This is a genomic window from Gemmobacter nanjingensis, assembly GCF_014652195.1.
In the GTDB taxonomy this organism is placed as follows: Bacteria; Pseudomonadota; Alphaproteobacteria; order Rhodobacterales; family Rhodobacteraceae; genus Gemmobacter; species Gemmobacter caeni.
In genome coordinates, this window is the sequence record NZ_BMYI01000003.1 from 83,725 (window position 1) to 107,173 (window position 23,449).

At 66.0% G+C, this 23,449-nt stretch carries 23 protein-coding genes; 10 read left to right on the forward strand and 13 right to left on the reverse strand.

Annotated features, from left to right (window positions below):
• Positions 1-4 precede the first annotated feature (4 nt).
• The 3 genes from IE126_RS08120 to IE126_RS08130 form a co-directional block, all read right to left on the reverse strand.
• A complete protein-coding gene (locus IE126_RS08120; RefSeq protein ID WP_108128492.1) occupies positions 5-433 on the reverse strand; it encodes a PACE efflux transporter in 429 nt (142 codons plus the stop codon).
• Between the two features lie 150 nt (positions 434-583).
• Positions 584-1,546, reverse strand: coding sequence for an NAD(P)-dependent alcohol dehydrogenase (locus IE126_RS08125; protein ID WP_082400868.1), 963 nt, complete (start codon positions 1,544-1,546; stop codon positions 584-586).
• Between the two features lie 83 nt (positions 1,547-1,629).
• Complete coding sequence (locus tag IE126_RS08130; RefSeq protein ID WP_054302603.1) at positions 1,630-2,508, reverse strand: DMT family transporter; 879 nt, start codon at positions 2,506-2,508, stop codon at positions 1,630-1,632.
• A 151-nt stretch (positions 2,509-2,659) separates the two neighbouring features.
• On the opposite strand from IE126_RS08130, the gene IE126_RS08135 reads away from it, so the two are divergent.
• Both IE126_RS08135 and IE126_RS08140 read left to right on the forward strand, forming a co-directional pair.
• The gene (locus tag IE126_RS08135) at positions 2,660-3,451 is read left to right on the forward strand and encodes an NYN domain-containing protein (protein ID WP_189380678.1); all 792 of its coding nucleotides are present in this window, start codon (positions 2,660-2,662) and stop codon (positions 3,449-3,451) included.
• A gap of 62 nt (positions 3,452-3,513) precedes the next feature.
• Positions 3,514-4,218, forward strand: a complete 705-nt coding sequence (locus tag IE126_RS08140) for an NYN domain-containing protein (protein ID WP_189380679.1) — start codon at positions 3,514-3,516, stop codon at positions 4,216-4,218.
• Here IE126_RS08140 and IE126_RS08145 read toward each other — a convergent pair.
• The 7 genes from IE126_RS08145 to IE126_RS08175 form a co-directional block, all read right to left on the reverse strand.
• Positions 4,215-4,823, reverse strand: a complete 609-nt coding sequence (locus IE126_RS08145; protein WP_407646007.1) for a TetR/AcrR family transcriptional regulator — start codon at positions 4,821-4,823, stop codon at positions 4,215-4,217. The genes IE126_RS08140 and IE126_RS08145 overlap by 4 nt on opposite strands.
• 61 nt (positions 4,824-4,884) lie before the next feature.
• On the reverse strand, positions 4,885-5,058 hold the full coding sequence (locus IE126_RS08150) for a hypothetical protein (protein WP_189380680.1): 174 nt from the start codon (positions 5,056-5,058) through the stop codon (positions 4,885-4,887).
• A gap of 65 nt (positions 5,059-5,123) precedes the next feature.
• Positions 5,124-5,771 (reverse strand): ATP-binding cassette domain-containing protein, encoded by a 648-nt coding sequence (locus IE126_RS08155; RefSeq protein ID WP_189380681.1) that lies wholly within the window; start codon positions 5,769-5,771, stop codon positions 5,124-5,126.
• Entirely contained in the window at positions 5,768-7,459 is a 1,692-nt protein-coding gene (locus IE126_RS08160) for an ABC transporter permease (protein WP_189380682.1), read from the reverse strand. Before IE126_RS08160 ends, IE126_RS08155 begins: the two co-directional genes overlap by 4 nt.
• Entirely contained in the window at positions 7,456-8,646 is a 1,191-nt protein-coding gene (locus IE126_RS08165; RefSeq protein ID WP_189380683.1) for an ABC transporter substrate-binding protein, read from the reverse strand. Before IE126_RS08165 ends, IE126_RS08160 begins: the two co-directional genes overlap by 4 nt.
• 11 nt (positions 8,647-8,657) lie before the next feature.
• Positions 8,658-9,269 carry a CDP-alcohol phosphatidyltransferase family protein gene (locus tag IE126_RS08170; RefSeq protein WP_189380684.1) on the reverse strand — a complete coding sequence of 204 codons (612 nt, stop codon included), beginning with the start codon at positions 9,267-9,269 and terminating at the stop codon, positions 8,658-8,660.
• Positions 9,266-11,416 (reverse strand): FAD-dependent oxidoreductase, encoded by a 2,151-nt coding sequence (locus IE126_RS08175; RefSeq protein ID WP_189380685.1) that lies wholly within the window; start codon positions 11,414-11,416, stop codon positions 9,266-9,268. The genes IE126_RS08170 and IE126_RS08175 overlap by 4 nt, the downstream gene beginning before the upstream one ends.
• Before the next feature lie 210 nt (positions 11,417-11,626).
• Here IE126_RS08175 and IE126_RS08180 point away from each other — a divergent pair, with 210 nt between their 5' ends.
• The 7 genes from IE126_RS08180 to IE126_RS08210 all read left to right on the forward strand — a co-directional run bounded on the left by IE126_RS08180 (position 11,627) and on the right by IE126_RS08210 (position 18,974).
• Positions 11,627-12,088, forward strand: coding sequence for an RrF2 family transcriptional regulator (locus tag IE126_RS08180; protein ID WP_108128483.1), 462 nt, complete (start codon positions 11,627-11,629; stop codon positions 12,086-12,088).
• Between the two features lie 72 nt (positions 12,089-12,160).
• Positions 12,161-13,684, forward strand: coding sequence for a 2,3-bisphosphoglycerate-independent phosphoglycerate mutase (gene gpmI, locus IE126_RS08185; RefSeq protein WP_108128482.1), 1,524 nt, complete (start codon positions 12,161-12,163; stop codon positions 13,682-13,684).
• Complete coding sequence (locus IE126_RS08190; protein WP_189380686.1) at positions 13,681-14,835, forward strand: murein hydrolase activator EnvC family protein; 1,155 nt, start codon at positions 13,681-13,683, stop codon at positions 14,833-14,835. The genes gpmI and IE126_RS08190 overlap by 4 nt, the downstream gene beginning before the upstream one ends.
• A gap of 52 nt (positions 14,836-14,887) precedes the next feature.
• On the forward strand, positions 14,888-16,237 hold the full coding sequence (locus IE126_RS08195; RefSeq protein WP_054304008.1) for a S41 family peptidase: 1,350 nt from the start codon (positions 14,888-14,890) through the stop codon (positions 16,235-16,237).
• Positions 16,238-16,277: 40 nt separating this feature from the next.
• Positions 16,278-16,760, forward strand: a complete 483-nt coding sequence (locus IE126_RS08200) for an RNA pyrophosphohydrolase (RefSeq protein WP_189380687.1) — start codon at positions 16,278-16,280, stop codon at positions 16,758-16,760.
• A 12-nt stretch (positions 16,761-16,772) separates the two neighbouring features.
• Entirely contained in the window at positions 16,773-17,822 is a 1,050-nt protein-coding gene (mutY, locus tag IE126_RS08205) for an A/G-specific adenine glycosylase (RefSeq protein ID WP_108128479.1), read from the forward strand.
• Positions 17,823-17,867: 45 nt separating this feature from the next.
• Complete coding sequence (locus IE126_RS08210) at positions 17,868-18,974, forward strand: alkane 1-monooxygenase (RefSeq protein ID WP_189380688.1); 1,107 nt, start codon at positions 17,868-17,870, stop codon at positions 18,972-18,974.
• Between the two features lie 213 nt (positions 18,975-19,187).
• Here IE126_RS08210 and IE126_RS08215 read toward each other — a convergent pair whose 3' ends face one another.
• From IE126_RS08215 to IE126_RS08225, 3 genes are all read right to left on the reverse strand, one after another.
• Positions 19,188-19,844 (reverse strand): HAD family hydrolase, encoded by a 657-nt coding sequence (locus IE126_RS08215; protein WP_189380689.1) that lies wholly within the window; start codon positions 19,842-19,844, stop codon positions 19,188-19,190.
• Positions 19,841-20,176: a glycosyl hydrolase family 65 protein gene (locus IE126_RS26370; RefSeq protein ID WP_189380690.1), complete on the reverse strand. Its 336-nt coding sequence runs from the start codon at positions 20,174-20,176 to the stop codon at positions 19,841-19,843. Before IE126_RS26370 ends, IE126_RS08215 begins: the two co-directional genes overlap by 4 nt.
• Before the next feature lie 431 nt (positions 20,177-20,607).
• On the reverse strand, positions 20,608-22,881 hold the full coding sequence (locus IE126_RS08225; protein WP_189380691.1) for an adenosylcobalamin-dependent ribonucleoside-diphosphate reductase: 2,274 nt from the start codon (positions 22,879-22,881) through the stop codon (positions 20,608-20,610).
• Between the two features lie 127 nt (positions 22,882-23,008).
• On the opposite strand from IE126_RS08225, the gene IE126_RS08230 reads away from it, so the two are divergent.
• Positions 23,009-23,440: a DUF1489 family protein gene (locus IE126_RS08230; protein ID WP_189380692.1), complete on the forward strand. Its 432-nt coding sequence runs from the start codon at positions 23,009-23,011 to the stop codon at positions 23,438-23,440.
• Positions 23,441-23,449 lie beyond the last annotated feature (9 nt).

The window sequence follows — 23,449 nt, forward strand, 5'->3', positions numbered from 1 at the left end:
GGGGTCAGCGCCCCTCGGCCCATTCCGGCAGCGGGAACAGCCGGTCATAGCCCCAGTTAAACGCCCAAGCGTAGACCATGTAGAACAAAGCGAAGCCCAGATCGAGCAGCAGCGCCTCGGTCAGGCTTACGCCCAGCCACCAGGCGATGAAGGGCGCCAGCACCGCCAGCAGCCCCAGTTCGAACAGCACCGCATGCAGGATGCGCAGACCCGGCCCCTTGCGGGTATCGCCGCGCCGGTGGTGCAGGATCAGGTCGAACCCCCAGTTGTAAGCCCAGGTCCAGATCACGGCCAGCGTGGCGCTGCCCACCGTCACCACGCCCACATGCGCGGCGGGCATGTCCAGCAGCAGGATCGCCAGTGGCGTGACGATCAGAAGCCCGAGGATTTCGAAACTCAGCGCATGGCGCAAACGGTCACGGAAGCTGCGCATCTTGCGGCCCTTTCCTTTCGGGCGGGCCGTCCCGCGATGTAGTTCCCTGGAAGGGCCGTCCCTTCCCGGCGCAAGATAACCTTCCCGGCGCACGGGAAAAGGGGGCCGGGCGAGGAAAACCGCAGCGTGACCTTCCGGCAACCACCCTGCTCAGATGGTCAGATCCAGCACCACGCTGCCGCGTTTCGCGCCGCTGTCCGCAATCGCGTGTGCCTCGGCGATACGTTCGAACGGCAGAACGCAGTCGATGACGGGGCGGAAGTGCCCGCGCGCAACAAGATCGGCCAGGGCTTCCAGATCGGCGCGGGTTTCACCGGCCATCCCGACATGCAGCTTTTGTCGCCGCAGCGCATTGCCCACCGGCGCCAGCATGCCGCCCAGCCCGGCTGCCACCATCAGCAGCCGCCCGTCTGGTTCCAGCAACGCGCGGGCAGTGGGGCGCGGCAGGTCCATCGTATCCAGGACCACATCCCAGCGCCGTGCCTCGTGCATCAGGGCGGCCGGGTGAAACGGCAGCGGCTCGGCCCCCAGCCCGGCCAGCAGCGCGGTATTTCCGGGCCGGGTCAGGGCCGCGACCCCGGCCCCCAGCGCGCGACCGATCTGCACGGCCGCTGTGCCGACAGCCCCGGCGCCACCAATCACCAGCAGCCGCTCCCCCGCCCGCAGCCGCGTCACACCCCGCAGAAACGTCAGCGCCGTGGTGCCCCCGAAGGCCATCGCAGCGGCCTCATGCAGGCTCAGCGCCCCGGGTTTGCGGATCAGCGGGCCGTTGGCCGGCAGCACGGCATAATCGGCATGAACACCGCCGCGCGCCATGCCGACCACCAGATCGCCTGGCGCAAAGCCCGTGGCGCCCGGCCCCAGCGTCTCGACCCTGCCGCAGAACTCGGCCCCCAGCACCGGCTGACGCGGGCGGCGCAGGCCGAACAGCACCCGGCCCAGCACCCCCATCCCCGGTGGCATCCGCATCGCGCGGATTCGCGCATCCCCGGCGCTGACGGTCGTCGCCAGAACACGGATCAGCACCTGCCCCGGTCCGGGCACCGGCACGGGCCGATCCTCAATCCTCACCACTCCGGGGCCGCCATAGTCCCGACATATCGCTGCGCGCATATCTGTTTCCCTTGCCTGTCGCGGGCAGAGGCTGGGCAGGCAAAGCCCGCAGGGCAAGTCGGCAGGGGGTTGAAATCCGGTCTTTATTCCGCAGGTTTAGTCACGGCACGCTCGCGGGCCGAGATGTAAAGCGCGCAGGCCATCAGGATGCCGACGCCCACGAAGGTCCACAGATCCGGGAAATCGCCGAAGAACCACCAGCCCACGGCAACGGCCATGATCATCTCGGTATAGGCCAGGGGGGCCAGCAGGCTCGCCTCAGCCCGGTCATAGGCCATGACGATCAGGTAATGGCCGAAGGTCGCCACGAAGCCGAGGGCGAGGAACAGCGCCCATTGCGCAGGCGTGGGCGCCTGCCAGACCGGGATCACCGCAAGGCTGACGGCAATGGCGCCGATCAGGCTGGTCTGGAACGTGGTGACCATCGCGTGATCGCGCCCCGCCATGCGCCGGGTGATCAGCATGTAGAGCGCAAGGCTCGTCCCTGCGGCAAGTGCCAGCAACATGCCCGGATTGACCGCCTGAAAGCCGGGACGGATGATGACCAGCGTACCGATGAAACCCACGGCGACCGCAGCCCAGCGGCGCGGCCCGACCCTTTCGCCCAGCACCAGCGGCGACAGGGCGGTGACCACCAGCGGCTGCACGAAGAAGATGGCCAGCGCATCGGCAATCGGCAGAAACTTCAGCGCGAAGAAGAAACAGAAGGTCGCCCCGATGAGGAAAGCCGTGCGCAGCGCATGCATCCCCGGCCGCGAGGGCCAGAGCCCCCGCATCCCGCCGATCCGCGCGGCGAAGGGCGCGGTCATCAGCGTGCCCATTGCCATGCGCGCCCAGACGATTTGCAGGATCGGCATGCCCTGCTGACCCAGTGTCTTGGCCACCACATCCAGAAACGGCAGCACCGCCATTGCCGCCAGCATCAGCCCGATCCCGGCCAGCGTTCCGCGTCCCTGCTCCATCCTGTCCTCCTGCCCTCGCCCGGTGCAGGGTCACGGGATTTTCCGTGTGTTTCCCGCCTGACGGCGACCTCGCGCAGGGGAAACCGGCAAATCCGCTTCCCCTGAGGCGCCGAACCTGTGACAATGGTTGCAAAAGAACAAGAGGACCATGATGCCCGAAACCAGAACTCCCCGCCTGTGTGTGCTGATCGACGCCGACAACGTGCCCGCCGGCTATGCCGAAGCGATCTTCGAGGAAATCGCCGCCTTGGGCGAAGCCAGCGTGCGCCGCATCTATGGCGACTGGTCGGCACAGCGTCTTGGCGGCTGGGCAAAGAAGGTCGCGCGGCTGGGCATGGTGGCGGATCAGCAGTTTTCCAACACCAAGGGCAAGAATGCCTCGGATATCGGCCTGGTGATCGCGGCGATGGATTTCCTGCATTCGGGCCTGTTTGACGGGTTCGTTCTGGTCAGCTCTGACAGCGATTTCACCCGTCTGGCCGCGCGCATCCGCGAACAGGGTCTGGATGTTTACGGCATCGGCGAGAAGAAAACGCCCGAAGCCTTCCGCATGGCCTGCAAGCGGTTCATCTATGTGGAGAACCTCGGGGCCGAGGAAAGCGATGACCACACGCCCGAGCCACGGATAGACCGCGCGCCGGAGCCTGTGGATACCACGCCCGCCGATACCCCGGCCGAACCGCGCGCTCCGCGCGGCAAGCGCGAGACGGAATCGCCGCAAAAGGCCATCCCGCTGATCGCTGCCGCGATGCGCGCCATCGACCCCGAGGGCGAATGGTATTCGCTGGGCCAGATCGGCCAGTATATCACGCAGGCCAATCCCGATTTCGACACCCGCACCTACGGCAGCGCCAAACTGTCTGACCTGATCCGCAAGATCTCCAGCCGGTTCGAGGTGAAACCGGGTCCGGGTGGTCAACTGCTGGCGCGCGACCGCTCCTGACCCATCGCCATGACAGGGCCATAATCGGCGACTTGACTGACTGAAATCAGTGTGAGTCTCCGATGAATGCCTTGTCCCCCGAACTCATGGCGACCCATACCTCCGGTCGCGCCCGTGTTGCTCTGCTGGTCGATGGCGAGAATCTTGGCGACCGCCATGCCGGACCATTGATCATTCAGGCAGCAAAACATGGTGCGGTGACGGTTAAGCGGGTCTATGGCGATGCGGCCAGGCTGCCGCGCTGGGACGCGGCGCCGGGTTACCGGCTGATCCATGCCGGGCGGGGCAAGAACGCGGCCGATCTGCTTTTGTGTATCGAGGCCCTGGCGCTGGTGCATGACCGGCTGGCGGATGTGATCGTTCTGGCAAGCAATGACGGCGACTTCAGCCATATCGCCAGCCACCTGCGCGAGCGCGGCATTCCGGTCTATGGCATGGGCGAGGCTACAGCACCAGAAAACTGGCGTAAAAGCTGCACGGGGTTTGTAGAGTTGAAAGCTGCGCCGGGACCGACACAAACATCCGCGCCCAAGCCAGCGCATGTCCTGCCGGCCAACCTGCCTGAAGCCACCCTGCTGAAGGATGTAGAAAACTTGCTGCGTGACAGCGCATCGGGTGGTGCCTTGCCACTGACCAAAATCGGGCAGGAGCTGAAGGGCAGATTGAAGGCCACGGGGCACGCAAGCTGGGGCAAGTTTCTGTCTGCCCATTCCGACCGCTTCAGGCTGGACAAGTCCACGCCCGGCGGCAGCGTCCGGCTGCTCTAACGCACCCCGTAGCGCGCCAGAAACATCTCGACCGCGCCCGAGACCACCTTGTCGGCCTCCTGCGGCGGACAGCAGGCGGCGACGCCGAAAATCGTCTGTTCGTGCAGTGTCACCTTGCACAGCGCCGCGAACTGGTCGGCGGCGAAGGCCAGATCGTCGATCTGCAACTCGCCACGCTCCACCGCCTTGGCGAGGTATTCCATCAGCCGCTCCCGCACCAGCACCGGGCCGGAATGGTAGAACTGATGCCCCAGTTCGGGGAAGCGCTCGCTTTCCGCCACGCAGATGCGGAACACCTTCTGTGCGAAATCGGACATGAGGAAGGCGACCATGCGCCGCGCCGCCTCGGTCAGCACCTTGTCGACAGGGGCGTTCTGGTCGATCAGCTCCACCGCCTCATCGGCCTGACGGCGGCACTCGCTTTGAGCGACCTCCATGAACAGCAGGCGCTTGTCGGGGAAATAGCTATAAAGCGTGGCCTTGCTGACCCCCGCCTCGCGGGCGATGTCATCGACCGAGGCACCCTCGAATCCGTGTTGCAGAAACACGTTTCGGGCGCCTTCCAGCACCTGATCGAACTTCCGGCCCTTACGGGCGCGCGGCATTACCTGGCTTTCCATCACACCAGAGTAGACGAGCCGACCGGGCGCCCGCAAGCACCGGCGCTCACAGAACCTGCGAGCAGGTCGCGCCGCCGATGGCCACCGGATCGGTGCAGGATTGTGTGACGGGCGGCGCCGGGTCGGGGAAGGTCAGGCGCGGCAGGTCGAAAGGCGCGCCCCCCGCGGCGGCGAGGTTGGGCAAGGCGGCAAGGCAGAGGGCGGCAAGGGTCAGGCGCATCAGGGGGCTCCACAAACTGAACGACTCGGTTCATTTTGTGAAAGTGAACCGAACTGTTCAGATTTTCAAGTCCCCGTGGCAGATAATCGCAGCACCGGCCCCGCTGCTGCGGTCGCATCTTCGGGATCATGCGTCACCATCAGCGCCGGAATACCCCGTTCAGCGATATGGGCGAAGGTGAAGGCGCGCATTTCAGCCCGCAACCCGGTGTCCAGCCGCGAGAAGGGCTCATCCAGCAAAAGCGCGGCGGGATCGGCAAGCAGCGTGCGCATCAGCGCCGCGCGCGCCCGCTGCCCGCCCGACAGGGTAGCCGGGTCTCGCCCCTCCATCCCGGCCAGCCCCGCGCGCTCCAGCGCGGTAGCCACGGCCGCACGGCGCGCGGCGCGCCCCTTCACGGCGGGGCTCAGCCCGAAGGCAAGGTTGTCGCCCACAGACAGGTGCGGGAACAGCAGCGCCTCCTGAAACATCAGCCCGATGCGCCGGGCCTCGGCGGACAGGTGCGTCACATCGCGTCCTTCCAGCCAGACCCGACCCGCGCAACGAAAGCCCGGCGCCAGATGTCCCCCCACCGCATCGAGCAGCGTGGATTTTCCGACGCCCGACGGCCCCATGACGCTGGCCACCTGCCCCGGCTCGACCCGAAGGCTAACCTCGAACAGCGGCCTGTCGGCGCGGGGCAAGGTGACCATCAGCTTTTCCAGAACAAGACTCATGCGGGCACGGCTCCGGCCAGATCGCGGCGGTTGCGATGCACCCATGCGGGTAGCAGCGCCGCCAGCGCATAGGCGACAAAAGGCACCAGCGCCTGAAGGCTGGCATAGACCGCCACCACCCGGCGGTCGGAGGAGGACGACAGCGTCACCGCCTCGGTCGTCAGCGTTGCCACCCTGCCCGCGCCCAGAAACAGCGTCGGCAGATATTGCGCGACCGATACCGCCACGCCGATAGCCGCCGCGGTCAGGATCGGGCGCAGCAGCACCGGCAGCTTGACGCGGACGAGCCGGCGCCATGGCCCCGCCCCCAGTGCCGCCGCCGCGCGGCTGAGGCGTGGGTCAAGCGCCCGCCAGGGCGCGGTCAGCGCGATCATCACATAGGGAAAGACGAAAATCGCCTGCGCCCAGATCACCGCGCCGGGGTGACCCGACAGGCCCGCCCGCAGCGCCACCACGTTCAGCCCGTAAAGAAACGCGATCTGCGGCAGGATCAGCGGCAGATAGATCAGCGCTTCGGCCCAGCGGGCGCGGGTGCGCTGGCCGCGATCCTCTGCCTCCAGCCACAGGATCGCCAGCGCGACGGACAGTGCGGCAGAGGCCATTGCGAGCCAGAGCGTCATGCCCAAAGCGGCGCCCCAGCGACCCGAGGCCAGCCAGAATTTCAGCGACCAGCTTTCGGGCAGCATCTGCGGAAAGCTCCACCGCCAGGCCAGCGACCAGACGGCCAGAGCCAGCAGCGCCAGGGTGGCAAGGGTCAGCAGCCCGCCAACCAGCACGGCGGCAAGCCCCGGACCGAAGGCGCGACGCCCACCCGCCCGCACCCACCGTCGGCCAAGCTTGTGGGCCAGACGCTCCGCCCCCCACAGCAACGCAAGGCCCAGCGCCACGATACCCGCCTGCGCCAGCGCCCCGGCGGCGGCGGGCAGGATACGCGCGGGATCGGGGTCGAAGAACCAGCGGGTCAGCGCCACGGCCAGCACGGGCGGGTTCGACGGGCCAAGGATGATCGCCATATCCACCACCGACAACGCATAGGCCAGCGCCACCGCCACCGGCAGTCGCACCAGCGGCCAAAGCTGCGGCAGCAGCACCTTGGCCCAGATGGCGGCAGGCGCATAACCCAGCGCCCTGCCTGCCGCCATCTGCCGCCCGGCGTCGATCTGCCCCAGCGCCGACCAGGTGACCAGCATGAGGAAGGGCACTTCCTTGACCAGCAGGCCAAGGATCAGCGCCAGCCCCCAAGGATCATTCACACTGGCGAGGTCCGGCGGCAGCGCCCAACCCATCAGCGGCGCCAGCCCGCGCGCGATCCAGCCCGAGGGTGCCAGAAGGAAGGCAAGACCAATCGCCATGGCCGCGTGTGGCACCGCCAGAAACGGCGCCAGCGCCCGCATCCCGCGCGCAGCGGGCACCCGCCCGGCCAGCGCCGCCACGGCGCCCATCGCCAGCACGACCGAAAGCGCCGTCGCCCCCAGCCCGGTGACCAGCGTCAGCCGCAGGCTGGTGGCCAGCCCCGGCTCGGCGGCGAGGGCCTGCCAGGCCGTGAGGCTCCAGCCATCAAACCCCAGCGCGGGCAGATGACCGAAGGCCGCAGCGGCCGTTTCCGCCAGACCGGCCAGAATCGGGGCCAGCAGCCCCGTCCCAACGATCAGCAGAACCAACCCGCGCAGGCCCCGGCCATCGCTCATTTCGTGTAGCGCCGCGCCCATTCCCCGGTCAGGCGGTTCATCCAGCTGGCGTGCGGCTCCAGCAGTGTCGGCCCAAGATCCTCCAGCTGCGGCAGCGCGGGCGCCGTGGGCAGGGCGGCGAAGGCCGCGCGTCCGGCATCATCCAGTTTCGCCGGATCAAGAACCGAGAACGACCCCAGCACCTCGATATTCTGCATATGCGCCTGGGTTGCCGGGTCCAGAAGGAAGTTCGCCACCACCTCGGCGCCCGCCGCATGGGCGGCGTTATAGGGGATAGCGACGAAGCTGACGTTGCCGATGGTGCCGCCCTCGGGCACGAAAACGCGAGCGGTATCGGGCAGCAGCCCCTGTTCGATGGCGGCTGCGGTGGAGGCAGGATCGAAGCTCATGGCGATGTCCAGCTCGCCATCATTCAGCAACTGCTGCTGCACCGACTGATTTTCCGGGAATGTCGCGCCACCGCGCCACAGGTTCGGACGAAGCGCGTCATACCAGGCCCAAAGCGGCCCGGTGGTGGCTTCGAATGCGGCATCCGTCACCGGCTGTTGCAGCACCGCCGGATCGGGCGCCAGTTCGATCAGCGCCTGTTTCAGGAAAGTTGCGCCCATGAAATTCGACGGATCTGGGTGGGTCATGCGCCCCGGATGCGCCGCAGCCCAGTCGACGAAGGCCGCCATGGTGCGCGGCGGTTCCGGCACGCGGGCGCTGTCATGGACGAAGACGAATTTCGCCAGCCGCCACGGGCTTTCCATGCCTTCAACCGGCACGGTAAAATCCACCGCCGCAGGCGCGGCGCCGCTCAGATCGACATATTTCGCGTTGGGCAGATCGGCGGTGAACGGGCCGTGCAGCAGCCGCTGTTCCTTCATTGCAAGGAAGTTCGGCCCGTTGATCCAGATAAGATCTACCGAGCCACCGCTGTCCTGCCCCGCCGCTTTTTCAGCGATGACCCGAGTTACCGCCTCGGCGGTATCGGTCAGCTTCACCTGCTCGACCTTCACGCCGTAAAGCCGCTCGGTCTCCTGCCCGACCCACTGGATGAAGGCATTGGTGCGGTCATCGCCGCCCCAGGCGTTCCAGTAGACCGTCTGCCCTTTCGCGGCATCCAGCGTCGCCTGCCAGTCGGCAAGCGCAGGGCTGGCAAGCGCCAGCGTCAGGGGAAGGGCGGCAAGCGTCGCAAGGCGCATGAAAACTCCTGTCATAAAGGGGCGAAAGCGCGCCAGCCCCACCACCAGCGCAGCACAGTGGTCAGCGTGCAGGCGGCAGCGAAAAGGCCGGCGAGCAGCGGGAAGGCCGTGGGCACAAGACACATGGCCAGAAACAGCGCGATGGTTTCCGCCCCTTCCGTCAGCCCGCCCAGATAGGCGATGCCTTTTGACGGATAGGCAGGCGCCACCTCACCCCGTTTGGCCGCGATGGCAGCGAAGGCAAGGAAGGACGACCCGGTGCCGATGAAGGACGCGATCAACAGCGCGGCGGGCAGCGCATTGGCGCCCGGATCGGCCAGCGCAAAACCCAGGGGCACCAGCGCGTAAAAAGCAAAGTCAAAGGCGATGTCAAGAAAGGCGCCCCGGTCGGTCGGGCCCGTCAACCGCGCCACTGCACCATCCAGCCCGTCGGCGAGCCGGTTCGCCACAATCAGCACCAGCGCCAGCCCCCAGGCGCCGAAGGCCAGCGCGGGCAGCGCCAGCGCCCCGAGGGCAAAGCCCGCCAGCGTCACCTGATCGGCGCTGATGCCACGCGCCACCAGCGCTTGCGCCGGGGGGCGCAGCAGGCGGTGTTGCAGGGGCAGAAGGGCGGCGTCGATCATCCGCGCCTCCAGTCGTGGAAACGGCGGGCCAGCGCAAGAAGCTTCGGGTTCACATGCGCCCGACGCCAGTTGCCTGCCGCGTATTTGTTGGCCTCGGCCAGCGTCGGGTAGATGTGGATGGTGCCAAGGATCTTGTTCAGCCCCAGTCCGTGTTTCATGGCCAGCACAAATTCCGCGATCAGATCGCCCGCATGATGACCGACGATGGTGACACCCAGAATGCGATCCTTGCCCGGCACCGTCAGCACCTTGACGAAGCCCTCGGTCCGGCCATCGGCAATGGCACGGTCCAGATCGTCGATGCCGTAGCGTGTGACCTCGTGCGCGATGCCGCGCTCTTGCGCCTCGGTTTCGGACAGGCCGACACGGGCAACCTCGGGGTCACAGAAGGTGGCCCAGGGGATAACACGATAGTCGGCGCGGAAACGCCAGAACGGTGCGGCCATCGCGTTGACGGCAGCAAACCAGGCCTGATGCGCAGCGGTATGGGTGAACTGGTAAGGCCCGGCCACATCGCCCGCTGCATAGATATTGGGGTGCAGCGTTTCGAGATAGTCGTTGGTCTGCACCACCCGGTCGGTCGGAATGCCCAGCTCCTCCAGCCCGAAGCCTTGCAGCCGGGCGGCGCGGCCCACAGCGGCGATGATCTCGTCGAAATGAATGCGCTGACGGCCCTGCGGCCCCTCGACCTCGATCCATTTGCCGCTTTCGCCGCGCCCGCAGGCCAGCGCCTTGTGCCCGGTCAGCACCTGCACGCCATCGGCCTCCAGCGCGGTGCGGATGTGGGCGGAAACCTCCGGGTCTTCGCGGATCATCAGGCGGTCGGCCATTTCCACCTGCGTGACCTGTGACCCGAGCCGCTGAAACGCCTGTGCGAGCTCCGTCCCGATCGGCCCGCCACCCAGCACCACAAGCCGCGCCGGGGCCGTGTCGCGCCCCCGCAGCCGGGACCAGAGCGTATCCGAGGTAAGGCAATCCACCGCATCAATGCCCGGCAGCGGCGGCACCACCGGGCGTGCGCCGGTGGCGATGACGATGCTGCGCGTGGTGAGCCGCTCTGTGCCGCCCCCGTTCAGCGCCACCTCCACCGTCCAGGGGTCGAGGAGACGGGCGCGGCCCGGCAACACCTCGACCCCGAGGGAGGTATAGCGCTCCACACTATCGTGCGGGGCGATTTGGGCGATGGCGCGATGCACACGCTCCATCACCTCTGCGAAGCGGATTTGCGGCTCCGGGGCGCCGATGCCCAGCGCCGAAGCCTGCCGCATCTCCTGCGCCAGCTTCGCGCTGCGGATCAGCGCCTTCGACGGCACGCAGCCGGTGTTCAGGCAATCACCGCCCATCTCACCCGCCTCGACCAACGTGACACTCGCCTGCGCGGCAGCGGCGATATAGGCGGTCACCAGACCGGCGGAGCCCGCGCCGATCACCACCAGATTACGGTCAAACCGGCGCGGCCGGGTCCAGCGCGCCTGTATCCGGCGGCGGCGCAAGGCGCTCACGACCAGCCGCGCCAGCCACGGGAACAGGCCCAAGACCGCGAAAGAGGCCAGAAGCGCGGGCGAGACGAGGCCGGACAGACTGTCGATCTTCGCAATCTGGGTGCCCGCATTCACATAGACCGCCGTCGCGGGCAGCATGGCCAGTTGACTGACGCCATAGAACACCGCGGTGCGGATCGGCGTCAGCCCCATCAGCAAATTGACGGCGAAGAAGGGCACCACCGGGATCAGCCGCAGGCTGAACAGATAGAAGGCCCCGTCGCGGCGCAGGCCCGCGTCGATGGCGCCCGCCCGCGTCCCCAGCCGGGCGCGAACCCAGTCGCGCAGCAGGTGCCGCGCCGCCAGAAAGGCCAGCGTTGCCCCGGCGGTGGAGGCAAAGGACACCAGCGCCAGCCCGGCCCAGAAGCCGAACAGCGCCCCCCCTGCCAGCGTGAGCCAGACCGCCAGCGGCAGAGACAGCGCGGTGACACCGAGGTAGAGCAGGAAGAACAGCCCCGCCGCCAGCGAAGGATGCGCCGTCCGCCAGGCCTCGACCCCCGCCAGATGCGCCCGCAGCGCCGCGAGATCGGGCACCACATCGCCCAGGAAAATCCCGGCCAGGAGCACCGCAACCGCCAGTCCAAGAAACAGCACGGGCCGTTTCATGCCGTTCCTCCGCGACTTTTGCCCGCCGCTCATCGGTCAAGCCTCCGTTCTTCCTCTATAGGTCAATACGCAGCGCGGGGCGAACTGCTACATCATTTGCATTCACGGCTGCGTCAGTGGATGAAACATTGCCCGGATTGCCCCCCGGTGATTGTCATGCCGTCCCGAGGCCGGTATGGAGGGAAAACCCCGCAGACGGCCCGGCACGACATGATCACCCAGAAGATGAAATATGCGCTGAAGGCGTTGCTGGTTCTGGCCGACGAGGCCCGGTCCAAACGGCCGGAACCGCTGACCATCGAGGAAATCGCCCGCCGCGCCGCGACGCCGAAGCGGTTTCTGGAACATATCCTGCTGGACGTGCGAAATGCGGGTGTCATCGCGTCGACCCGTGGCCGTTCGGGCGGGTATTCGCTGGTGAAGGCGCCGGGCGAGATTTCGATTTCGGATCTGCTGCGCAAGATCGACGGGCCGATTGCCCCGCTGACCTGCCTGTCGCGCAGTGCCTACCAGCGCTGCGAGGATTGTACCGACGAGGCGACCTGTCGCATCCGCAAGGTCTTTGCCGAGGTGTTCTGGTCCTATCTGGTCATCATCGACTCGCTGACTTTGGAGGACATGCTGCACGCCGGAACGGCAGAAAAGGTGCTGGGTCCGGCCGAAGGCGCCTGAGGCGCGGCGGGCAGTTGCAGCACAGCGCAGGGCGGCGTAAAACCCCGGCAACGCCAAGCAGAGGGGCCGCGCATGACCATCCCGAAACCCGTCGTTCTGTGCATTCTGGATGGCTGGGGCTACCGCGAGGAACGCGCCGCCAATGCCCCTGCCCTGGCTGCAACCCCGAATTTCGACCGGATCTGGGCCGAATGCCCGCATGAGCTGCTGATCACCCATGGCCCCGATGTGGGCCTGCCCACCGGGCAGATGGGCAATTCCGAGGTCGGGCATACCAACATCGGCGCGGGCCGGGTGGTGGCGATGGATCTGGGGCAGATCGACCTCGCCATTGAGGATGGCAGCTTCTACCGCAATGCGGCGCTGCTGGAGTTCATCGAAACGCTGAAGAAGACCGACGGCACAGCGCATCTGATGGGTATGATTTCGGATGGCGGGGTGCATGGCCATATCCGGCATGTGCTGGCAGCCTGCACCGCCATTGCTGGTGCCGGGGTGCCGGTGGTGCTGCACGCCATCACCGACGGGCGCGACGTGGCGCCCTCATCCGCCGTCACCTTCATGCGCGAACTGACCGAGGATCTGCCGGAAGGTGCGCGCATCGGCACCGTGATCGGCCGCTACTGGGCGATGGACCGCGACAATCGGTGGGAACGTGTGGGCCGCGCCTTCGACGCTATGGTGAAAGCCGAGGGCGAACGTGCGACCACTGCCGCCCGCGCCGTCGATGCCGCCTATCAGCGCGGCGAGACGGATGAATTCATCGCGCCCACCGTGGTCGCGGGCTATGCGGGTGCGAAGGATGGCGACGGCTTCTTCTGCCTGAACTTCCGCGCCGACCGCGCGCGGGAAATCCTGCTGGCGCTGGGCCAGCCGGGCTTTGATGGCTTTGACGCCAGCGCCCGCCCGCAATGGGCCGCCCTGCTGGGGATGGTGGATTATTCCACCACCCATAACACTTTCATGACCACCTGCTACCCCAAGCAGGACATCGTGAACACGCTGGGTGAATGGGTGGCGAGCCATGGCCGCAGCCAGTTCCGTCTGGCCGAGACCGAGAAATACCCCCATGTCACCTTCTTCCTGAACGGCGGCAAGGAAACCCCTTCGGCGGGCGAGGATCGGTTCATGCCGAAATCGCCCAAGGTCGCCACCTATGACCTGCAACCGGAGATGAGCGAACCTGAGGTGGCCGAGCGTCTGGTCGGCGCCATCGAGCATGGCTATGACCTGATCGTGGTGAACTTCGCCAACCCCGACATGGTGGGCCATACCGGCAGCCTTCAGGCCGCGATGAAGGCCTGCGAGGCGGTGGATACCGGGCTTGGCCTTGCACTGGCGGCGCTGGAGAAGGCGGGCGGCGCGATGATCGTCACCGCCGACCATGGCAATTGCGAGCTTATGGTGGACCCGGTGACCGGCGGGCCGCATACCGCCCATACCACCAACCTGGTGCCGGTGATCCTTGTCGGCGGGCCGGAAGGGGCACATCTGCGCGCGGGTGGACGGCTTGCCGATCTGGCGCCGACGGTGCTGCACCTGATGGGCCTGCCGCAACCGGCCGAAATGACCGGACAGAGCCTGATCGCCGGATGATGCGCTACCGCTTTGCCGTCCTTGTCCTGTTGACTGCGCTGGCCTTCGGCGGGCCTGCAGTGGCGGCTTCCGTTGCCGAACAGGCACAGACGGCGGCACGCAACCTTCAGGAGGCAGTCGTCGCCCTGGGCGAGGCGCGGCAGGCGCGCGACCGGGTGCAGGCGCTGACCCGCACCATTACCGCCTATGAACAGGGGCTGACCGCGCTGCGCGAAAGCCTGCGGCAGGCCTCGATCCGCGAGGCGACCCTGCTTTACCAGTTCGAGGCCAAGCGCGACCGGCTAGCGCAATTGCTGGGCGTGCTGGGACGGATGGAATCCGACCCGGCGCCGCTGCTGTTGCTGCATCCTTCCGGGCCGCTGGGCACCGTGCGTTCGGGCATGATGATCGCCGATGTCACCCCGGCCATCCGGGCCGAGGCGGAAACCCTGCGTGCCCAGTTGCAGGAGGTGCGCGACCTGCGGGCCCTGCAAACCGCCGCTGGGCGCACGCTGGCCGACGGGCTGCGCGCCGCGCAGGAGGCCCGCACCGCGCTGAGCCAGGCGATTTCGGAACGCACGCAACTGCCGAAGCGGTTCACCGAAGATCCCGAGGTTCTGAAGAACCTGCTGCAAAGCGCCGATACGCTGGATGCCTTTGCCGCCGGCCTGTCCCTGAACGAGGTTGAGGCCGAGGGGATGGCCGATTTCGGCTTCTCGCATGGCAAGCTGCCGCTGCCTGCCCTGGGGACGCTGCTGCGCCGCCCGGACGAGGCCGACAGCGCAGGCGTGCGCCGCCCCGGCATGGTGCTGGCGACCCGCCCCCGCGCATTGGTCACCGCGCCCTGGTCCGGCACGATCCGCTATCGTGGGCCCTTGCTCAATTTCGGAAACGTGATGATCCTTGAGCCCGGACCCGGCTATCTTCTGGTTCTGGCAGGGCTGGAAACCGTATATGGCGAGGTGGGCGAGGTCGTTGCGGCGGGCGCGCCACTTGGTCTGATGGGTGGCGGCGAACCGGGGGTGGACGAATTTCTCGTCCCGGCACAGGATGGCGCCACACGCGAAACGGCGACTTTGTATGTCGAGTTGCGGCAGGGGGGGCAGCCGGTAGACCCGATGCCGTGGTTCGAGGCCACCGCCCCGCTTGCCGAGCGCCAGCAGGTGCCGTGACGGGTAAAGGTGCGATGAGGCGGAAGCCTTGAGAAAGGGAACGACGAAGGCGATGAAGAAATTCGTTATGGCCGCTCTGGGCGGCACCGTGGCAGGTGTGCTTCTGTCGACGCAGGTCGCAGGCCCGCTCATCGCGCAGGAAGCCGCGAAGAACAGCTCGGTCTATGAACAGCTGGATCTGTTCGGCGACATCTTCGAACGTATCCGCGCCGAATATGTGGAAGATGTTGACAGCAAGAAGCTGATCGAGGCCGCGATCAACGGCATGCTGACCTCGCTCGACCCGCATTCAAACTACCTGCCCGCCGATGATTTCAGCGACATGCAGGTGCAGACGCGCGGCGAATTCGGCGGGCTCGGCATCGAGGTGACGCAGGAGAACGGTTTCATCAAGGTCGTCTCGCCCATGGATGACACTCCTGCCGACAAGGCCGGCATCCAGTCCGGCGATTTCATCACCCATGTCGATGGCGAAAGTGTGCTGGGCCTGAGCCTCGACGATGCGGTGAACAAGATGCGCGGCGAGGTCGGTTCGGAAATCGTCATCACCGTGGTACGCGATGGTGTGCAAGACCCGTTCGACGTGTCGATTGTCCGCGACACGATCAAGCTGACGGCGGTGAAGGGCCGCGTGGTCGGCCATACCGCCGTGCTGCGCCTGACCACCTTCAACGACCAGACCTATCCGGGGCTGGAAACGGAACTGAAGAAGGCGCTGGAACAGCTGGGTGGCAAAGACAAGCTGAACGGGGTCGTGCTTGATCTGCGCAACAATCCCGGCGGTCTTCTGACGCAGGCGATCAAGGTGTCGGATGCCTTCCTCGACAAGGGCGAGATCGTGTCGACCCGTGGCCGCAACCCGCAGGATGGCGAACGGTTCAACGCGACGCCGGGCGATCTGATCGAAGGCAAGCCGATGGTCGTGCTGATCAACGGCGGTTCAGCTTCGGCCTCGGAAATCGTGTCGGGTGCCTTGCAGGATCACCGCCGCGCCATCGTGGTGGGGACAAAGAGCTTCGGCAAGGGATCGGTGCAGTCGGTCATCCCGCTGCGCGGCGAAGGCGCGATGCGGCTGACCACGGCGCGTTATTACACGCCCTCGGGCCGGTCGATCCAGGCGCTTGGCATCTCGCCCGACATCGTGGTGAACCAGCCGATGAAGAAGGATGGCGAGGCGGGCACCGAGGCGGCAGCAGCCGAAGCGGCGGCCAAGGCGCGCACCGAGGCCGATCTGCGCGGCGTTCTGTCCAACGACTCGATGACCGACGACGAGAAGCGTCAGTACAAGGAAGAGCAGGAGCGTGCCGCCGAGGCCGCGAAGCTGCGGGACGAGGATTATCAGCTCGCCTATGCGGTGGACATCCTGCGCGGGGCCGAGGCCATCGCCCCGAAAGCCGAGTAAGATCAGGAAAGGGGGGCCGGGCGACCGGACCCGATACATCATGGCGACAGATCCCGCTTCCCTGCCCTATCGCCCCTGTGTGGGCGTCGTGCTGATCAATCCCGACGGGCTGATTTTCACCGGCAACCGCAAGGACAGCACCAGTGCCGCCTGGCAGATGCCGCAGGGGGGCATCGACGAGGGCGAAAAGCCCCGCAAGGCCGCGCTGCGCGAATTGTGGGAAGAAACCGGCATAACCGAGGATCTGGTGGAATTCGTCGCCAAGTCCGACGGCTGGGTCACCTATGACCTGCCGCCCGAGCTTCTGGGCAAGGTCTGGGGGGGCAAATATCGCGGGCAAAAGCAGAAATGGTTTCTGTTCCGCTATCTGGGCCGCGACGATCAGGTGAATATCGCCACCGAACACCCCGAGTTCGACCGCTGGCAATGGACACATGCCGATGCGATGGTCGCCGCCATCGTTCCCTTCAAGCGCGCGGTCTATGAAGAAGTCGTGGCGCAGTTTCGCCCGCACCTGGCCTGAGCCACGCAGCGCATGACCGATCCCGCCACCGTGCAGGCGCTGCTTCTGGCCTGGTATGACCGGCACCACCGGATCATGCCCTGGCGCGTCTCGCCCGCCGACCGCGCCGCCGGGGCGCAGGCCGACCCCTACCGCGTCTGGCTGTCCGAGGTGATGCTGCAACAGACCACCGTGGCGGCGGTGCGCGATTATTTCCACCGTTTCACCGCGCGCTGGCCGGACGTGGCGGCGCTGGCGGCTGCGGAAGATGCCGAGGTCATGGCCGAATGGGCCGGTCTTGGCTATTACGCCCGCGCCCGCAACCTGCTGAAATGCGCCCGCGCCGTGGCGACCGATCACGGCGGGCGCTTTCCCGACACGCGCGAGGGGCTGCTGTCGCTGCCCGGTGTTGGCCCCTATACGGCAGCGGCGGTGGCCTCCATCGCCTTTGACCGGGCCGAGACGGTGGTGGATGGAAATGTCGAACGGGTAATGGCACGGCTGTTCCAGGTGGAGGAGCCGCTGCCCGGTGCGAAACCTGTTCTGGTGGCCCACGCCGCACGGCTGACGCCCGCGGAACGTCCCGGCGACTATGCGCAGGCGGTGATGGACCTTGGTGCCACAATCTGCACACCTCGCAACCCGGCCTGTGCGATCTGCCCGCTGAGCACAGAATGCACGGCCCGCGCGGCAGGGGTACAGGCCGAACTGCCGCGTAAGACCCAGAAGCCCGCGAAACCGCAGCGCGAAGGCGTGCTTTGGATCGCCCTGCGCCCCGATGGCGCGGTGCTGCTGGAGGAGCGCCCGCAATCCGGGCTGCTGGGCGGCATGGCGGGCTTTCCAACCTCTGGCTGGGATGGTTCCACTGCCCCTGCCCCTCTGAAGGCCGACTGGCAGCGCGTGGGCGAGGTGCGCCACACCTTCACCCATTTCCATCTGGTGCTGGAGATATTGACTGCGGTGACCGAAGCGCAGCCGGAGCGCGGCACCTTCCTGCCGCGCGCCGCCTTTCGCCCCGCCGCCCTGCCCACGGTCATGCGCAAGGGCTGGGATCTCGTGCCCCGCGACATCACGGGTGGTTGAGCCCGCCCCGGCGCCCGCCTACACTCCGCCGCGACGGAGGCCCCCATGCGCAACATCGCCGATTTTCGCAACGCTCTGCCCTTCTGGCTGTCGCTGGGCCTCGTGCCGCTGGTGATGATCGGCGTCACGCAAGGAGGCTGGACCGTGGCTCTGATGCCCGCCTACGCCTGGACGCTGACGACATTTCTGGACCTGCTGCTGGGCCGGAGCGAGGAAAACCCCGATCCGCAGACCGAAGAGGCAGACCTGTTCTGGTATCGCGCCATCACGCTGATCTGGCTGCCGCTTCAGGCGCTGATCATCTATGGCTCGATCTGGTGGATCACCCGTTCCGGCGGGCTGTCGGTGCCGGAACAGGTGGCGCTGATGTTCGGCGTCGGCGTCGCCTCGGGCACCATCGGGATCGTCTATGCGCATGAGCTGATGCACCAAAGCAACCGGGTCGAGCGCTGGCTGGCCGATCTGCTGCTGGCGACCGTGCTTTACAGCCATTTCCGCACCGAGCATCTGCTGGTGCATCACCGCTATGTCGGCACCCCGCGCGACGCGGTGACGGCGCGGTATAACGAGGGGTTCCACCGCTTCTTCTGGCGTGTGCTGCGCGAATGCCCGGCTTCGGCCTGGGTGGCGGAAAAGGAAAAGCTCGCCCGCGCGGGCCGCCCGGTCTGGCATCCGTCTAACCCGTTCTGGCGCTACGGCGGGCTGCAACTGGCGGCGCTGGCGCTGGCCTGGCTGGTCGGCGGCTGGGCAGGGCTGGTGCTGTTCTTGCTTCAGGCCTTCTTCGCGGTCTGGCAGCTGGAGCTGACCAACTACATCGAGCATTACGGGCTGACGCGGCGGCAGCTTCCGGGCGGCAAATACGAACCCGTCCGTCCACATCACAGCTGGAACGCCCCGCATAAGGCGTCAAACTGGCTGCTGATCAACCTGCAACGCCATTCCGACCACCATTACAAGCCCGACCGGCGCTTCCCGCTGCTGCAAACCTATTCCGCCGACGAAGCGCCGATGCTGCCGATGGGATATCCCGCGATGGGCGTTCTGGCGATGATCCCACCGCTCTGGCGGCGCCGGATGAACCCGCGCGTCCGGGCATGGCGCCGCCGGTATTATCCCGACGTCACCGACTGGCGTGCCGGGACTGCCGGATGACGTTCGAAAAACGCGCCCCGGAGGGCCATTCCTGTTTGTTCAGTTCTGGCGCCCCCTGATCCCCTGCCGCCAGTTCGATATAGCTGCCTCGCCGAGGCGGCCATTCAGAAAGAATGCCGGCATCAGAGGTGCGGGACCAGCGACACTCGCAGCCGCGTTTCGCCGCACCTGACGTTGATTGCCCGCTTCGGAGCAACCGCCTGCCCTGTGCGCTCATTTCTTCATGAGTTTCTCAATTTCACAGGGCCGCAGCTCTGAGAGGCTCGCGACGATCAGATCGGCCCCGGCAAGGCGTTGGCTTTGCCCGCTGCGGTCGATCCCGATGCAGAAAAACCCGCCGGTCTTGGCGGCGGCAACGCCCGAGATCGCATCTTCAATGACAATGCAGGCGTCTGACGCCATTCCAAGCCGTTCAGCCGCCAGCAGAAAAATATCGGGATTGGGTTTCCCATTGGCAACATCGTCGCCTCCGACGATCGCCGCAAATTCATCAGCAATCCCTGCCTTTTCCAGCACGAGGCGGACGTTGCGGCTGCTGGAGGCTGTCGCAAGCACAATCCCCTCTGCGCGGCAGGCCCGCAGGAAATCGAGCGTGTCGGCAAAGACCTCGAATTGCCCCTGCTCGATCTGCGCCAGGAAATAGGCATCCTTGCGCGCGGCGGCTGCGCTGACGCGGTCTGGCGTCGCATCCACCATCACCGCCCGCGCACCGTCAAACCTGCGGCGCCCGTCCACCTTGTCATGATAGACTTGGTCGTCAAAGGCATAGCCCTCTTCTTCGAACATCCGCTTCCAGGCGGCGTAATGGGCGGGCACGGTGTCGGCGATCACGCCGTCCAGATCGAAAATCACACCTTTCAGAAGGGTCACGCCGCTGCCTCCGGGCAGAGGGAAACCGTGACGACATGCCCGGTTTCCAGATTGATTTCCCGATTTTCGACGCAGATGGTCAGGCGGGACACAGGGCCGGGTTCCAGAAGGAAGGTCGCATCTTCCTGCCTGATACACACCGTGATCCGGCTTCCATGCCACCACAGAGAAAATCGCACCGCCGTCCAGCCGGGGGGCAGCCATGGACGGAAACTCACCCGACGCGCGCGGCGCAAGACCTTGGTCCGATCCTTCTCCGAGAGATGCACCGCGATAAGGTCCTCGTTCCAGCGCAACTCATCTTCAAAGTCTCCCGGCACCTTCGGAGACACCCCGTCTCAGAGCGCACGGAGCTTGCGCAGGTGCCACTCGAAGCGGCGCTTGAGGGCGAACTCGTCCTCGTCGGGATCGGCGATGCGGGCATCGATGAACTTGATCTTCGTCATGGAGGTCCTTTCAGGCGCGTTGCGCCATGCCCTCGGGCAGACGCTCTGCACGAGGGGGAAGTTGGAAAGAACCCGGCCGGATTGGCCCTGAGGGATGCCGAAAGCGCGTCAGGCCGTCAACAGCACCCACCAGGACGGAGCGCTGCAACTGCGCATCAAAGGTCGCAAATCAGTCAAACGTGCAAGCCATTGATATAAAAAGAAACCACCGACTGCAGCGCAGCCGGTGGTCATTAATCCTGTGCCGGAATGGACCAATTACCCCGGAAATGGACAAGATTTAGCGGGCCTCACAACAACAACCACAAAACCTTGTTTCAGCCACACTTGCTCTGGCCACAGCTGCCGCAGGTCATGCAGCCTTCGACCATGCGCAGGTCATAGCTGCCACAGCTGTCGCAGGACTTGCCGGGGCGGCCGCCGATGGCGACGACTTCGGCCTTGGGGTCGGATTTCAGGCCCATGCCCTCGCCCTCGATGAAGCCGATGGAGATGAGGTGGCGTTCGATCACGCCGCCGATCGCCGCGAGGATCGAGGGAATGTAGCGCCCTTCCATCCAGGCACCGCCGCGCGGGTCGAATACGGCTTTCAACTCCTCCACCACGAAGGACACATCGCCACCACGCCGGAACACCGCCGAAATCATCCGGGTCAGCGCCACGGTCCAGGCGAAATGCTCCATGTTCTTGGAATTGATGAAAACCTCGAACGGGCGGCGATGGTTCGCAATGACGATGTCGTTGATGGTGATGTAAAGCGCGTGTTCGCTGCCCGGCCATTTCACCTTGTAGGTCTGCCCCTCCAGCGCGGCCGGGCGATCCAGCGGCTCGGACAGATAGACCACCTCGCCGCCCTCGACCGGGGCATGTGCCTCGGCCGGGGTCTTTTCGCTGCTTTCCGAAACGGTCAGCACGGAACCCGTCACCGCATTCGGACGGTAGGTGGTGCAGCCCTTGCAGCCCTGATCCCAGGCGGCCATGTAGACCTCCTTGAAATCGTCAAAGCTGATGTCCTCGGGGCAGTTGATGGTTTTGGAGATCGACGAGTCGATCCATTTCTGCGCGGCGGCCTGCATGCGCACATGATCCAGCGGCGGCAGGGTCTGAGCGTTGACAAAATAATCCGGCAGGGCCGCATCGCCCTTCAGATCGCGCCACAGCTTCACCGCGTAATCGACCACCTCTTCCTCGGTGCGCGAGCCGTCTTTCTGCAAGACCTTGCGCTTGTAGGCATAGGCAAAGACCGGCTCGATCCCGGACGAGACGTTGCCCGCGTAAAGCGAGATGGTGCCGGTAGGCGCAATGGAGGTCAGCAGGGCATTGCGGATGCCATGCGTGCGGATCGCCTCGCGCACATCCTCATCCATCTGCATCATGTTGCCGGAGGCCAGATATCCCTCGGCATCGAACAGCGGGAAGGGCCCTTTCTCTTTCGCCAGATCGACCGAGGCGAGGTAGGAGGCGCGGGCAATGGCCTTCATCCAGGCTTCGGTCTGCGCCGCAGCCTCGGTGCTGCCATAGCGCAGGCCCAGCATCAGCAGGGCATCCGCGAGGCCGGTCACGCCCAGCCCGATGCGGCGCTTGTTGCGCGCCTCAAGCGCCTGCTGTTCCAGCGGGAAGCGGCTGGCGTCCACCACATTGTCCATCATCCGCACCGAAAGGCGGACCAGTTCATCCAGCGCGACCGGATCAAGCTTTGCTTTCGGCGTGAAAGGGTCCGTCACCAGCGTCGCAAGATTGACCGACCCCAGCAGGCAGGCGCCATAGGGCGGCAGCGGCTGTTCCCCGCAGGGGTTGGTCGCGGCGATGGTTTCCACATAGCCAAGATTGTTCATCTTGTTGATGCGGTCGATGAAGATGACGCCGGGTTCTGCGAAATCATAGGTGTTGCGCATGATCTTGTTCCACAGATCGCGCGCCTGAACCGTGTGATAGACCTTGCCGCCGAATTGCAGCTCCCATGGGCCATCAGCCTTCACCGCATCCATGAAGGCATCGGTGACCAGAACCGACAGGTTGAACATTCGCAGGCGGGCCGGGTCTTTCTTGGCCTCGATGAAGGCCTCCACATCCGGGTGGTCACAGCGCATGGTGGCCATCATCGCGCCCCGACGCGAACCGGCCGACATGATGGTGCGGCACATCGCATCCCACACATCCATGAACGACAGCGGGCCGGAGGCATCGGCAGCGACGCCCTTCACCTCGGCGCCGCGCGGGCGGATGGTCGAGAAATCATAGCCGATCCCGCCGCCCTGCTGCATGGTCAGCGCGGCTTCCTTCAGCGCGTCGAAAATGCCCGACATGCTGTCCGGCACGGTGCCCATGACAAAGCAGTTGAACAAAGTGACGCTGCGGCCGGTGCCCGCACCGGCGGTAATCCGCCCGGCGGGCAGATATTTGAAACCTTCAAGCGCGGAATAGAATCGCTCTTCCCACAGCGCCGGGTCTTTTTCCACCTCAGCCAGCGACCGCGCGATGCGGCGCCAGGTATCCTCGACCGAACCGTCCACCGGCGTGCCATCCGCCTGTTTCAGCCGGTATTTCATGTCCCAGATCTGCTCGGCAATGGGTGCTGCGAATCGAGACATCGGATTTTCCTTCATATGGTGGTCTGCGGGGGGAGGCCCTACAGGATACGCTTGTCAGACGGAAGCGTCAAAGGGCTTGCCGTGACGGGATCATCGTCCTAACTGCGGATCAGCAACGGGGGGCAAGGTGGCCGATTTCGTCAATCTTCTGAAACTCTGCGTCGGCGCCGATTCCGTCGAGGATCTGGAGGACTGGCAGCAATCGCAGGCCCATCGCTGGCCGGAAGGCCGGGCGGTGCATGTCACCCGCATGTGGCCCAAGCGTGAGGCCGAGGTTCTGGCGGGCGGTTCGCTCTATTGGGTCATCAAGGGCGAGGTGCTGGCCCGCCAGCGCATTCTGGGGCTGGAGCGTGTGGAAGGTGGCGACGGCATCTCGCGCTGTGCGCTGCTGCTGGACCCGCAGGTCATCCGCACCGAGGCCGCGCCCCGCCGCCCGTTTCAGGGCTGGCGCTATCTGACCGCCGAAGACAGCCCGCGCGACCTGCCGAAAAGCCGCGCGCAGGACGATGCCCTGCCCGAAGACCTCGCGCGCGCCCTGGCCGAGATCGGGTTGCGTTAAGGCATTTCC